The organism is Streptomyces sp. NPDC085866, from assembly GCF_044541035.1.
GTDB lineage: Bacteria > Actinomycetota > Actinomycetes > Streptomycetales > Streptomycetaceae > Streptomyces.
Genome location: NZ_JBITSQ010000016.1, coordinates 1 through 12,661, shown reverse-complemented (window position 1 = coordinate 12,661; position 12,661 = coordinate 1). Strand labels below are relative to the sequence as shown.

Annotated in this window: 12 protein-coding genes; 9 read left to right on the top strand and 3 right to left on the bottom strand. The window is 70.8% G+C overall.

Annotation, left to right across the window (positions count from 1 at the left end):
* Positions 1 to 41 precede the first annotated feature (41 nt).
* The gene (locus tag ACIF83_RS34290) at positions 42 to 1,040 is read left to right on the top strand and encodes a TAXI family TRAP transporter solute-binding subunit (RefSeq protein ID WP_393480881.1); all 999 of its coding nucleotides are present in this window, start codon (positions 42 to 44) and stop codon (positions 1,038 to 1,040) included.
* A gap of 40 nt (positions 1,041 to 1,080) precedes the next feature.
* On the opposite strand, the gene ACIF83_RS34285 is transcribed toward ACIF83_RS34290, so the two are convergent.
* Complete coding sequence (locus ACIF83_RS34285) at positions 1,081 to 2,487, bottom strand: ATP-binding protein (protein ID WP_393480879.1); 1,407 nt, start codon at positions 2,485 to 2,487, stop codon at positions 1,081 to 1,083.
* Positions 2,488 to 2,496: 9 nt separating this feature from the next.
* Positions 2,497 to 3,183 (bottom strand): response regulator transcription factor, encoded by a 687-nt coding sequence (locus ACIF83_RS34280; protein ID WP_393481221.1) that lies wholly within the window; start codon positions 3,181 to 3,183, stop codon positions 2,497 to 2,499.
* A 295-nt stretch (positions 3,184 to 3,478) separates the two neighbouring features.
* Between ACIF83_RS34280 and ACIF83_RS34275 the strand changes: the two genes are divergently transcribed.
* The 8 genes from ACIF83_RS34275 (at position 3,479) to ACIF83_RS34240 (ending at position 9,792) form a co-directional block, all read left to right on the top strand.
* Positions 3,479 to 4,255 carry an amino acid ABC transporter ATP-binding protein gene (locus ACIF83_RS34275; RefSeq protein WP_393480876.1) on the top strand — a complete coding sequence of 259 codons (777 nt, stop codon included), beginning with the start codon at positions 3,479 to 3,481 and terminating at the stop codon, positions 4,253 to 4,255.
* Between the two features lie 86 nt (positions 4,256 to 4,341).
* Complete coding sequence (locus tag ACIF83_RS34270) at positions 4,342 to 5,178, top strand: glutamate ABC transporter substrate-binding protein (RefSeq protein WP_393480874.1); 837 nt, start codon at positions 4,342 to 4,344, stop codon at positions 5,176 to 5,178.
* A gap of 75 nt (positions 5,179 to 5,253) precedes the next feature.
* Positions 5,254 to 5,919: an amino acid ABC transporter permease gene (locus ACIF83_RS34265; protein ID WP_393480872.1), complete on the top strand. Its 666-nt coding sequence runs from the start codon at positions 5,254 to 5,256 to the stop codon at positions 5,917 to 5,919.
* Positions 5,916 to 6,809 carry an amino acid ABC transporter permease gene (locus ACIF83_RS34260; RefSeq protein ID WP_393480870.1) on the top strand — a complete coding sequence of 298 codons (894 nt, stop codon included), beginning with the start codon at positions 5,916 to 5,918 and terminating at the stop codon, positions 6,807 to 6,809. Before ACIF83_RS34265 ends, ACIF83_RS34260 begins: the two co-directional genes overlap by 4 nt.
* 177 nt (positions 6,810 to 6,986) lie before the next feature.
* Positions 6,987 to 8,600 carry an FAD-dependent monooxygenase gene (locus ACIF83_RS34255; RefSeq protein WP_399732762.1) on the top strand — a complete coding sequence of 538 codons (1,614 nt, stop codon included), beginning with the start codon at positions 6,987 to 6,989 and terminating at the stop codon, positions 8,598 to 8,600.
* A 2-nt stretch (positions 8,601 to 8,602) separates the two neighbouring features.
* Positions 8,603 to 8,764 carry a putative leader peptide gene (locus tag ACIF83_RS34250; RefSeq protein ID WP_399732759.1) on the top strand — a complete coding sequence of 54 codons (162 nt, stop codon included), beginning with the start codon at positions 8,603 to 8,605 and terminating at the stop codon, positions 8,762 to 8,764.
* A 72-nt stretch (positions 8,765 to 8,836) separates the two neighbouring features.
* A complete protein-coding gene (locus ACIF83_RS34245) occupies positions 8,837 to 9,382 on the top strand; it encodes a cysteine dioxygenase (RefSeq protein WP_399732756.1) in 546 nt (181 codons plus the stop codon).
* On the top strand, positions 9,379 to 9,792 hold the full coding sequence (locus tag ACIF83_RS34240; protein WP_399732754.1) for a rhodanese-like domain-containing protein: 414 nt from the start codon (positions 9,379 to 9,381) through the stop codon (positions 9,790 to 9,792). The genes ACIF83_RS34245 and ACIF83_RS34240 overlap by 4 nt, the downstream gene beginning before the upstream one ends.
* A gap of 42 nt (positions 9,793 to 9,834) precedes the next feature.
* Here ACIF83_RS34240 and ACIF83_RS34235 read toward each other — a convergent pair whose 3' ends face one another.
* Positions 9,835 to 12,363 carry an ABC transporter permease gene (locus ACIF83_RS34235; protein WP_399732751.1) on the bottom strand — a complete coding sequence of 843 codons (2,529 nt, stop codon included), beginning with the start codon at positions 12,361 to 12,363 and terminating at the stop codon, positions 9,835 to 9,837.
* Positions 12,364 to 12,661 lie beyond the last annotated feature (298 nt).

The following is a 12,661-nucleotide window of genomic DNA, read 5'->3' as shown; positions in this document are numbered from 1 at the left end:
GCCCTGGTCAGCCCCGCGCACGGCCTGGCAGGATCGCCCGCATGTCCAAGGTGTTCCCCCGTATCAGCAGGCGCCGGGCCCTCCAGGGCGCGACCGTCGGCGTCGTGGCCCTCGGGCTGCTGCTGTGGTGGCTGCTGCCACTGGGCGAGACCCCGCCGAGCGGGACGATCGTCTTCAGTACCGGCACGCCCCGCGGGGTCTACCAGGAGTACGGCGAGCGGCTGCGCACCGAGCTGGCCAGGGACATGCCCGGGTTGCAGGTGAAGCTGCTGAACAGCGCCGGCTCACAGGAGAACGTCGAGCGGGTGGCGACCGGGAAGGCCGACTTCACGATCGCGGCGGCCGACGCGGTGGAGACGTACGAACTGCAGCACCGCAGCGGCGCGGACCGGCTGCGCGGTGTGGCCCGGCTCTACGACGACTACGTCCAGCTGATCGTGCCGCGCGACTCGAAGGTGGACAGCGTCGCGGACCTCCGGCACAAGCGGGTGGCCACCGGGCTGCCCGACTCCGGGGTCCGGCTGATCGCGAACCGGGTGCTCAGGGCCGCGGGCATCGACCCGCACAAGGACATCACGCCGATGTCGGAGGGCATAGACACCGGGCCGGACCGGTTGCGGCACGGCAAGATCGACGCCTTCTTCTGGTCGGGCGGGCTGCCCACCAAGGGGCTGGTCGAGCTGGCAAGGAAGTTCTCCTTCAGGTTCGTACCGATCGACGGCGACCTCGTCACCAAGCTGCACGCCGGCGGGGACGCGGCGCGCTACTACCGGGCCACCAACATGCCCGAGACGGCGTACCAGTCCGTGCAGCACGGCACCGCGGTGCCGACGATCGCCGTGTCCAACCTGCTGATGACCCGCAAGGACATGGATCCCCGGCTGACCGAGTGGCTGACCCGCACGGTGATCAAGAGCCGCGACGGCATCGGTGCCCATGTCCACTCGGCCCAGCTGGTCGACCTTCGTACGGCGATCTACACCGACCCGCTGCCTCTGCAGGAGGGCGCCCGGCGGTACTACCGATCGGTGAAGCCCTAGTCGGTTCGGACCTATTCGTGAGGTCCTGTTCGGTGAGGCCTCAGAGGCCGTCCGGGTTCCTCGGCACCGCCACGGTCACCTGGAGTCCCCGCGGCTCGTGGTGCGCGTAGGTGATCGAGCCGCCGCCCGCCGCGAGCAGGGCGCGGGTGATGGACAGGCCCAGACCCGAGCCCTTGACGTTCTGGTGGCGGCCGCTGCGCCAGAAGCGGTCACCCACCCGTACGAGTTCCTCGTCGGTGAGGCCGGGGCCGGTGTCGGTGACCACGACCGTCGAGGTGTCGCCGTTGGAGGTGACGACGATCTCGACCGTGCCGTCCTCGGGGGTGAACTTCACGGCGTTGTCGATCACTGCGTCCAGCGCGCTGGACAGGGCGATCGGGTCGGCCCAGGCGGTGGTGGGCGGGCAGTCGCCGACCAGCCGGACACCCTTGGCGGCGGCGGCCGGTGACCAGGCGGCCACCCGCTCCTCGGCCATGGCTCCGACGTCGGTCAGCATGAGGTCGGCCGCGGCGTGCTCGGCCAGCGCCAGGTCGAGCAGGTCGTCCAGGACCTGCGCGAGGCGCTTGCCCTCGGTGCGGACCGAGGCGATCTCCTCATTGCCCTGCGGGAGTTCCAGGGCGAGCAGCTCGATGCGCAGCAGCAGCGCCGAGAGCGGATTGCGCAGCTGGTGCGAGGCGTCCGCGACGAAGGCGCGCTGCTGCTCCAGCACGTCCTCGACGTTGTCCGCCATCTCGTTGAACGACCGGGCCAGCCGTCTGAGTTCCGGCGGCCCGCCCGCGACCGCCACCCGGGACTTGAGGCGTCCGGTGGCGATGTCGTGGGTGGTGGCGTCCAGGATCCGTACCGGCCGGAGCACCCAGCCGGTCAGCCGCAGCGCGGCGCCCACGGCGAGCAGCATCGCGGCGATCTCGCCGGCCCCGATGAACAGCCAGCCGCTCAGGATCCGCGAACGCATCTGCCCGGTGGGCGAGTCGGTGACGACGACCGCCACGACGTCCCCGTCCCGGATCACCGGCGAGGCGACGATCAGCCGGCTGCGCTGCCAGGGCCACACCTGCCGGGGGTCGTGGCTGCGGCGGCTCAGCAGCGCCTCGCCGAAAGCCTCCCGGACCTCCCCCGTCTGCGGCACGACCCAGTCGTCCGGGGCGTTGGCCATGACCGAACCGTTGCCGTAGAAGACGCCCACCCGGATGCCGTAGACGCCGTAGTAGCTGTCCAGTTCGCGGCGGAGCGTCGCCTGGCGCTCGTCCGGGACGGTACGGCGGGATCCGCTCGGCGCGTCGGTGACGAACTGCGCGAGCGCGGCGAAGCGTGCGGTGTCGTCGATCCGGTCGACGACCACCTTCTGCTGCTGGGCTGCGGCCACGCTGACGGCGAGCGGGAGGCCGAGGGCGAGGAGTACGGCCGCCATCAGGACGATGAGCAGCGGCAGGAGCCGTGTGCGCACCCGGCCCCGCTAGGCGGCCGGCGCGACGAGCCGGTAGCCGACGCCGCGTACGGTCTCGATCAGCGCGGGCATGCGCAGCTTGGCGCGCAGTGAGGCGACGTGCACCTCCAGGGTGCGGCCCGTGCCCTCCCAGCTGGTGCGCCAGACCTCGCTGATGATCTGCTCCCGCCGGAAGACGACTCCCGGCCGCTGGGCGAGCAGCGCGAGCAGGTCGAACTCCTTGCGGGTCAGTTGGATCACCGAACCGTCGACGCTGACCCGGCGGTTGGGCAGCTCGATGAGCACGGGTCCCAGACGGAGCGAGGTCTCGACGCCCGGTACCGCGTCCTCGTGCGCGGTCCGCCGGCTGACGGCGTGGATCCGGGCGAGCAGTTCCCCGGTGTCGTACGGCTTCACCACGTAGTCGTCGGCACCCAGGTTGAGCCCGTGGATGCGGGAGCGGACGTCGGAGCGCGCGGTGACCATGATCACCGGGGTGCTGGTGCGCTTGCGGATCTTGCCGCAGACCTCGTAGCCGTCCTGGTCGGGCAGGCCCAGGTCGAGCAGGACCACGCCGAACCCGGCGCCCTCGGGGACGAGTGCCTGGAGGGCCTCCTCGCCGCTGCGCGCGTGGGTGACGTCGAATCCGTGCCGTGCGAGGACCGCGGACAGTGCGGCCGCGACATGGTTGTCGTCCTCGACCAGCAGCAGTCTCATCCCGGCCCCCTCCGGTTCAGCGGTCATACGGTCATGGTTCTCGTTCGGCTTGTAGATCGCGCGCACGCGCGAGTGCACCATGGAAGTCACGCCGATGGACAAGGACGGCGTCAAGAGGGTTCCGGTTGCCTGCCCCTTCCGTTATCCCCCCGATATGAGCACGGACCTCAAGTGCTACGACACGTGTCCGATTGCTATCGGATCGTGATGCTCAGATTCCCCTCAGATGTGATGACGCTGGTCACCGGCCATCACTACTGTCCACCGAAACCGAGGAGGACGGAGCCTGAGAGCGATGACCAAAGTATCGGTGGCCAAGGAAGACGTGGCCGCGTCCGGCGAACTGGTCGTCCTGAAGAGCGTCAACAAGCACTTCGGCGCGTTGCACGTTCTCCAGGACATCGACCTGACGATCGCCCGCGGTGAGGTCGTCGTGGTCATCGGGCCCTCCGGGTCCGGAAAGTCGACCCTGTGCCGCACCATCAACCGCCTGGAGACGATCGACTCCGGCACCATCACGATCGACGGAAAGCCGCTGCCCGACGAGGGCAGGGAGCTGGCCCGGCTGCGCGCCGACGTCGGGATGGTCTTCCAGTCCTTCAACCTCTTCGCGCACAAGACCGTGCTCGAGAACGTGATGCTCGGGCAGGTCAAGGTCCGCAAGGCGGACAAGAAGCAGGCCGAGGAGAAGGCCCGTGCCCTGCTCGACCGGGTCGGTGTCGGCGCCCAGGCCGACAAGTACCCGGCCCAGCTGTCCGGCGGCCAGCAGCAGCGCGTCGCCATCGCCCGGGCGCTGGCGATGGACCCGAAGGTCATGCTCTTCGACGAGCCGACCTCGGCCCTCGACCCCGAGATGATCAACGAGGTCCTCGAGGTCATGCAACAGCTCGCCCGGGAGGGCATGACCATGATCGTCGTCACCCATGAGATGGGTTTCGCACGATCGGCTGCAAACCGGGTGGTCTTCATGGCGGACGGTCGCATCGTCGAAGAGGCTGCGCCCGACCAGTTCTTCAGCAATCCGCGCAGTGACCGGGCCAAGGACTTCCTGTCGAAGATCCTGCACCACTGACGGCACCGAGCCCGCGCGCCCCGGACGACCCCGGGGCCACCCGTCCCTCACGGACCGCGTTCCTCACCACTCAAAGGATGTTCACGATGAAGCTCCGCAAGGTCACCGCCGCCTCCGCCGTCGTACTCGCCCTCACCCTGTCCGCCACCGCGTGCGGCGGCGACAAGAAGGACGACAACGGCTCCTCCGGCGGCGGCAAGAAGATCACCGTCGGCATCAAGTTCGACCAGCCCGGCATCGGCCAGAAGACCCCGCAGGGTTACGCGGGCTTCGACGTCGACGTGGCGACCTACGTGGCCGGCAAGCTCGGCTACAAGCCCGACCAGATCGAGTGGAAGGAATCGAAGAGCGCCGACCGCGAGACCATGCTGCAGCGCGGTGACGTCGACTTCATCGCGGCCTCCTACTCGATCACCCCGGAGCGTCAGCAGAAGGTCGACTTCGCCGGCCCGTACCTGCTGGCCCACCAGGACGTGCTGATCCGCGCGGACGACAACACCATCAAGTCGCCGGCGGACCTGAACAAGAAGAAGCTGTGCTCGGTGACCGGTTCCACGTCGGCGCAGAACGTCAAGGACAGGCTGGCCCCCAAGGCGCAGCTTCAGCAGTACCCGACGTACTCGGCCTGCCTGACCGGCCTGCAGAGCAAGGCGATCGACGCGCTGACCACGGACGACTCGATCCTCGCCGGTTACGCCGCCCAGTCCCAGTTCAAGGGCAAGTTCAAGCTCGGCGGCTTCAAGATGACCAACGAGAACTACGGCATCGGCGTCAAGAAGGGCAGCGACCTCAAGGCCAAGATCAACAAGGCCCTGGAGGAGATGGTCTCCGACGGTTCCTGGCAGAAGGCCGTGGACAAGAACTTCGGCCCGGCCGGCTACAAGAACGAGCCCGCTCCGAAGATCGGCGACATCAAGAGCTGAGGCAACGCCCGACGGGTGCGCCGCTCCTGACGGCGGCGCACCCGGGCATCCCTACACGCGGAAGCGCGGGAGATCGTGTTCGACTTTCTTGACAAGTACGACGTGCTGGGCGCCTTCTGGACGACAGTGCAGCTCACGCTGCTGTCGGCCGTGGGCTCCCTGATCTGGGGCACCCTGCTGGCCGGCATGCGGGTGGGCCCGGTGCCGCTGATGCGCGGTTTCGGCACCGCGTACGTGAACATCGTGCGGAACATCCCGCTCACGGTGATCATCCTGTTCGCCTCGCTCGGCCTGAAGGACACGCTGAACATCACCCTGGGGTCGGACCAGGTCGACACGAGCAGCTTCCGGCTGGCGGTGCTCGGGCTGACCGTCTACACGTCGGCCTTCGTCTGCGAGGCGATCCGCGCCGGCATCAACACGGTTCCGGTCGGCCAGGCGGAGGCGGCCCGGGCCATCGGCCTGAGCTTCACGCAGGTTCTCGGCCTGATCGTGCTGCCGCAGGCGTTCCGCGCGGCCGTCGGACCGCTGACCAACGTGTTGATCGCGTTGACGAAGAACACGACCGTGGCGGCCGCGATCGGCGTGGCGGAAGCGGCACTCCTGATGAAGGAGATGGTGGAGAACGAAGCACAGCTGCTGCTGATCTCCGCGTTCATCGCCTTCGGATTCTGCTGCCTGACCCTGCCGACCGGTCTGATCCTCGGCTGGGTGGGCAAGAAGGTGGCGGTGAAGCGATGAGTTCGGTCCTCTACGACGCCCAGGGCCCCCGGGCCAAGCGGCGCAACATCCTCTACACGGCGGGCTTCCTCGTCGTCCTCGCGGCCGTCCTGTGGTGGGTGTACAAGGGGCTCGACGACAAGGGCCAGTTGGAGTGGGCGCTCTGGAAGCCGTTCTTCAGCGGCACCGAGGCCTACTCGACGTACATCTGGCCGGGTCTGCAGAACACCCTGAAGGCCGCGGCCCTGTCGATGGTCATCGCGCTCCCGCTCGGCGCCGTGCTCGGCATCGCCCGCCTCTCGGACCACGCGTGGATTCGTGTCCCGGTCGCGATGGTCGTGGAGTTCTTCCGCGCGATCCCGGTGCTGGTCCTGATGATCTTCGGGCTCGCCCTGTTCGCCCAGTACACCAACGTCCCCTCCGACGACCGTCCGTTCTACGCAGTCGTGACCGGTCTGGTGCTGTACAACGCGTCGGTGCTGGCGGAGATCGTCCGCGCGGGCATCCTCGCCCTGCCGAAGGGCCAGTCCGAGGCGGCCATGGCGATCGGGCTGCGCAAGAACCAGGTGATGCGGCTCATCCTGCTGCCGCAGTCGGTCACCACGATGCTTCCGGCGATCGTCAGCCAGCTCGTCGTGATCGTGAAGGACACAGCGCTCGGCGGCGCGGTCCTCACCTTCCCCGAACTGCTCGCCTCGGCCAACACGATGAGCGGCTACTACGGCGCCAACATCATCGCGTCCCTCACCATCGTGTCCGCCATCTACGTGATCATCAACTTCTCCCTGACCTCGTTCGCGAGCTGGCTGGAGGGGCGGCTGCGGCGGCGCAAGAAGTCGACCGGCGCGGTGCTCGGCGTCGACGACACCGTCAACATCGCGGGCGCCGCGGGAACGGGAACCGCGGCCTGACGTCAGGTCGAACCCGAATGCGTCACCCGGAGGCAGTGGCATGATCGCCACTGCCTCTGGTCACTTGACGCAAACTCTGCCAATGGGTTGCATACGTTCTGTGATCGTGCACCCCGCTTCACCTTCCTGTTCCCCCATGTCCGCCAGGGCACCGCTGCGGACAGGGGGCGCCGCACCGTGGACCCGGTGATCATCGTCGGAGCGGGGCCCGTCGGGCTCACGCTCGCCCTGGCGCTGGCCCGTCAGGAGGTGCCCTCCGTCGTCCTGGACGAGGGCCCCGGCAAGGACGAACCGCGCCCGGCGCGCACCGTCGTGCTGCGTGAGGACACGGCCGCCCTGCTGGAGCGGCTGACCGGAGTCGGCTTCGGCGGCCACGGCGTGAGATGGACCGGATGGCGGTCGGTCAGGCGCCGGCAGGTGCTGAACGAGATCACCTTCGACGAGGGCGATCCCGCGGCCCCGCTGCACCTCGCCCAGCACGTCCTGACGGGTGCCCTGCGTGCGGCCGTAGCGCACGAGCCGCTGGTCGAGGTCGCCGCGGACAGCCGGCTCGACTCGATCGAGCAGGAGCGTTCCGGCGTCTCCGCCCACACCCGCGGCCCCAAGGGAACCTGGTGGCGCGGCAGTTACCTGGTCGGCTGCGACGGGCCCCGCTCGACCGTGCGCAAGCTGCAGGACATCCGCTTCCCGGGCCGTACGGCGGTGGAACGGCACGCGGTCGCGGCCCTGCGCGTGGAACTTCCGTGGGAGGGCCAGGCGTTGCTCCATCGGATGCCGCCGTGGCGGTCGTCCGGGCCCTCGGCCGGGGAGGTGACCGCCCGCCCCCTCCCGGACGGCGTGTGGCGTCTGGACTGGCTGCTGCCGCCGGGCAAGGACCTGGTCACGCCCGACATCCTGGTGGCCCGGATCCGCGAGACCCTCGCGGGCTGGACGGACGGCACCACACCGGCGTACGACCTCCTCGACACCGGCGTCCACACGGTGCACCACCGGCTGGCCCGGCGCTGGCGCGCCGGCCGGGTCTTCCTCGCCGGTGACGCGGCCCACCTGCTCGGCGCGCTCGGCACCCAGGGGCTCGACGAGGGTCTCCGGGACGCCGACAACCTGGCCTGGAAGCTGGCCCCGGCCTGGCACCACGGGCACCACGAGGCACTGCTCGACAGTTACCAGACCGAGCGGCGCGCGGTGGTCGCCGCCCGGCTGCGCGCCGCCGACCAGCTGCTGCCGGTGCTCCGCGGCGGTGGCGGGCTGCGGCACTACGTCCCCGGCGCGGCCCGGGGCCACGACGCGCTGCTCACGGACGGTCATCTGGGGCGCGGCCCGGTGGGTGCGCCGGGAGGGTACGCCGACTCGCCGCTGGCGCCCCGGCACCTGGAGGCGGAGATCCCGGTCGACACCCCGTTCGGCTCACCGGTCGCCGATGTGCGGGTCACGGCGGAGGACGGTTCCTTCGTACAGCTGCGCGACCGGCTGGGCCGTGGCGCGCTGCTCGTCGTGCTGATCGCCCCGGGCACGGGAGTGTGGGACCGCAAGCACTGGGTGTCCGCCGGGGTCATGCCCCGCCTCGCCGCCGCGGTGACGGCGCTTCCGCACCCGGCCGAGCTGCTGGTCGCCGAGGACTACCCGGGTGCGCCGGCGCACAGCGTGCTGCTCGTGCGCCCCGACGGCCACCTGGTCACCGCGCTGAACGGGGTGCGTCCGGCCGACCTGTACGCGGCGGCCGAGGCGACGCTCGGCGGCGCCGTGCAGGAGGAGAAGGAGGAGGCGGAAGCCGGCTCCGGCGCGCGCTGAACGTGCGCCTGGTCACCCTCTGTCCACATGGTGACGGTGAGTTGACCGGAGTGCAGCAGCGTGCTGTACTCCGGATCGTGACCGACACCTGTGTGCGCCTGTGGCGGAGGGTCCATATGGACCTCGTCCGCTATGCGGGCTGCGTGTGTCGCCCGTCCTGCTGAATTCGCTCTCCCTCTTCTTCCTCCGGGCGCCGGTGTGCGCCCGTTCGGCGAACCCTCTTCAGGACGGTGCACGTGTCCGTATCCCCCTCCGTCTCCCCCGCTGCCACCGGCGGCACCGCCGACCCGGCGCCGACTCAGGCGGACCTCCTCGACTTCGCGCGGCGCACGGCCGCCGACACCGAGCTGATCGCCTCGCTGCCGCTCGACCCGGAGGGCCGCACCTGGGTGCGCCTCGAGGGCCCCGGCGGCAGCGAGGCCTGGCTGATCGGCTGGCCGCCCGGCAGCGGCACCGGCTGGCACGACCACGCCGACTCGGTCGGCGCCTTCGTCACCGCGGCCGGTGAACTCAAGGAGTACTCGCTGGCCGCGCGGCTGCCCACCGACGGCTGGAAGACCCTGGAACTCACCGAGGACGTCGATCGCGAGCGCCGACTGCCCGCCGGACAGGGCCGCTCCTTCGGCCACCACCACGTGCACGAGGTGCTGAACGAGTCCCCGGACCGGCATGCGGTCTCCGTCCACGCCTACTACCCGCCGCTGCCGCGGATCCGTCGCTACAGTCGCACGGGTCAGGTGCTGCGCCTGGAGCAGGTCGAGCGCCCGGAGGACTGGCAGTGAGCGGCGGTACGGAGACACGGCCGGTCGGCATCGACGACCTGCTGGAGCGGGTCCGTGCGGGCTATCGGCGCATCGAGGCACGGGAGGCGCACGAGGCGGCAGGCCGCCGTGAGGCCCTGCTGGTCGACATCCGGTACGCGGCCCTGCGCGAGCGGGACGGCGTGATCCCCGGCGCGCTCGTCATCGAGCGCAACGAACTGGAGTGGCGCCTCGACCCCCGGGGCAGCCACCGGGTCCCCGAGGCCACCGGCCACGACCTGCGCGTCGTCGTCATCTGCAACGAGGGCTACGCCTCCAGTCTGGCAGCCGCCTCCCTCCACCAGCTGGGCCTGCACCGGGCGACGGACCTGGTGGGCGGCTTCCAGGCATGGCGGGCGCAGGGGCTGCCGGTGGAGCCGGTGACCGGCTGACCCGGGCTCAGCGGGGCCGTGGCCAGGGCTTGTCCCTCCTCCTCACTCCTTCGCCGTGGCCACCGTCACCGCCGGGACGCGCAGCGCCGCGCGTCCCGGAAGAGCGCTGGAGACGAGTGCGAGCAGGGCGGCGACCGCGATCACGCCGACGTAGAGCAGAGGTGTGACCGTGGGGGCCGCCCGGCCGGTCATACCGACGCTGAACGCGGTGAGTACGGCGAGCGCGATGCCGCTGCCGAGCGCGGTGGCGAGGAACAGCACGGACAGTACCTCGGTGCGCAGCACGCGCAGGACCTGGCGTCGGGTCGCTCCGGCGAGGCGGAGCAGGGCGAACTCCCGGACACGCTCGGCGACCGACATGGCGAGGGTGTTGACGACGGCGATGGCGGTGAAGGCCAGCACGAGCCCCATGGCCAGGTAGTTGACCTCGGCGTTCGCCTGCTGTCGGTCGGCCTGGAGGGAATCCGCGGCGGCCGACGAAAGAATCCGCAGACCCGGGAACTCACGCAGCGTAGTCGCGAGTTGTGTCTGTGTACGGGTCGTGCTGACGAGGACGGAGGAGGCGAGCGGGTTGTCGATGTGCCGGGCCACGAGGTCGTGGGCAAGAGTGAGGTCGCCGAAGCCGAGACCCCGGTCGTAGACGGCGGCGACGGTGAGCGTGGCGGGAGTGCCGTCGCCGAGCGTGAGCTTCAGAGCGCTCCCGGGCTTCAAGTGGTGCTGGTCCGCGGCCAGTTCACTGACCGCGACGGTGCCGGGGGCGAGATCGCGGAGGGAGCCGGCGGTGACCTTCGGGTCCCAGGTGCGGGTCAGACCGGTCGGCGTCACGCCCTGGGCCGGGTATTTGTCGAGGCCGATACGGACGGTCGTGCGGACCACCTCGGTGACGGTGTCGTGCTGTGCGCGCAGCCGCCGTGCGGCCTCGCCCGGGACGCCGGGCCCCTGGGCGGCGACGACCCAGTCGGCGGTGACACCCTCGCGCGCCTGACTCCGGGCGGCGTCACCGAGGGTCGACTGGACGAACAGGACGGTGCAGGTCATGCCGACGAGCAGGGTGAGGGGGGTGACGACGGAGGCCATCCGGGTGGCGTTGCCGCGCAGGTTGGCGGTGGCGAGGCGGCCGCCGTGACCGGTGAGCCGCAAGGGGCCGGCCAGCAGCAGCGCGGCCGCCTTGACGAGCAGCGGGCCGAGCAGGGCCACGGAGGTGGACAGGACGACGACGGCGAGGAAGGTCACGGGAGTCGAGGCGGGCTCGGTGCGCAGGGAGGCGAGGACGGCGACGAGGACGACTCCGCCGGCGAGGAGCAGCAGACCGGCGGCGATACGCCCCCAGGCCGGGCGGGTGCGCTCGGTCCTGGCCTCCGCCAGGGCTTCCGCCGGGCGGATCCCGGCGATCCTGCGGGAAGCGATCCGGGCCGCTGCCCAGGCGCCGAGCAGGGTGGCGGCGAGGGCGGCGAGCGGCGGGAAGATGCTGACGGTGTGCTGGAGCGTGACGGGTACGGCGCCCAGGGCGACGAACCTGGAGTGCAGCCAGCCGCCCAGCGGCAGCCCGAGCAGGGCGCCCACGCTGCCCGCCGCCGCGCCGACGATCAATGCCTCCCGGCCCAGCAGTGTGCGGATCTGTCCGGGCGTGGCGGCGATGGCGCGGAGCAGGGCGAGTTCGCGATGGCGTTGCTGGACGGAGAGCGCGAAGGTGCCGACGACCACGAGTACCGCCACCAGCAGCGAGGTGCCGCCCATCGCGCCGCCCATGCTCACCAGCCGGGTGCGGGCGGCGGCCGCGTCCAGGAACTCGACGGGCCCGCGGGCGTCGCCGGCGCTGACCTGCGCGGTGGTGCCGTGCAGTGACCGCACCACGGCCTGCCGCACCGCCTCCGGGTCGGCGCCCCGGGCCGGAAGCACGCCGAACGCGGTGACCTGTCCGGGGTGCGCGGCCAGTCGCTCGGCCTCCGCCGTGGCGAAGAACAGCGACGTCTGGTGGCGAACGGCGGTGGCCGGTGTGGCGATACCGGTGATCCGGTAGCTGCGCGGGGACTGCGTCGACTGCACGGTGAGGCGGTCGCCGGGGCGGAGGTGTGCGCGTGCCGCGAGGTCGTCGTCGATGACGAGGTCGCCGGCGGCCTTGGGCGCGCTGCCCGTGGTCAGCCGGTACGGCGTCAGCGCAGCGGAGTCCCAGGCATGCCCGTAGGCGGTACGGCCGCCGGTGCCGGCCGGGGTCAACGGCTGGGCGAGGAAGGTCAGCTCGGGGACGACACGGGCGACGCCGGGGGTGCGGGCGAGGGTCTCGCGCAGGTCCGCTGAGAGCCAGGCGCGTTCGGCGACGGGTTTCGCCTTGTGCTTGACCTTGGTCTTGCCCTTCTTGTGCTTCACGGTGGTCTGGTGGACGTACTGGTCGGCGGAGACCACGACGGGAGCGGCGGCATAGCGCTCGGTGCGGATCGTGCCGCGCAGGCCGGTGTCGAGGAGGGTGCCGCAGGCGGTGATCAGAGCGGCCGCGCACATCAGGGCGAGGAAGGCGCCGAGAAAGCCCGCCTTTCGGGCGCGGACGGTCTGGAGGGCGTAACGCAGCATCATCGGGGCGGGCTCTCTTCTGTTGCGCGTCTCGGGGGTCCGTGCGCCGGCCGGCCTCGGCATGAGCCGTGGTCCGGGGCATGGATACACACTCGCGCGTGCACGGGTCCGGAAGCACTGCGGTGACCCGGCGTCTTGGGCGGGGGTTAACCCCACCGCCACGCCGGGCGCCCGGCTGTCAGAAGGCCTCAGGGCGTGTCTGACAGGCCCTAGCTGTATTGATCACGAGCGTTGTTGACGCTTGCCGGGCTTGATCATGGCGAAGACCTCCGGTGTGGTGGAGCTGTCTAGGACTGCACCG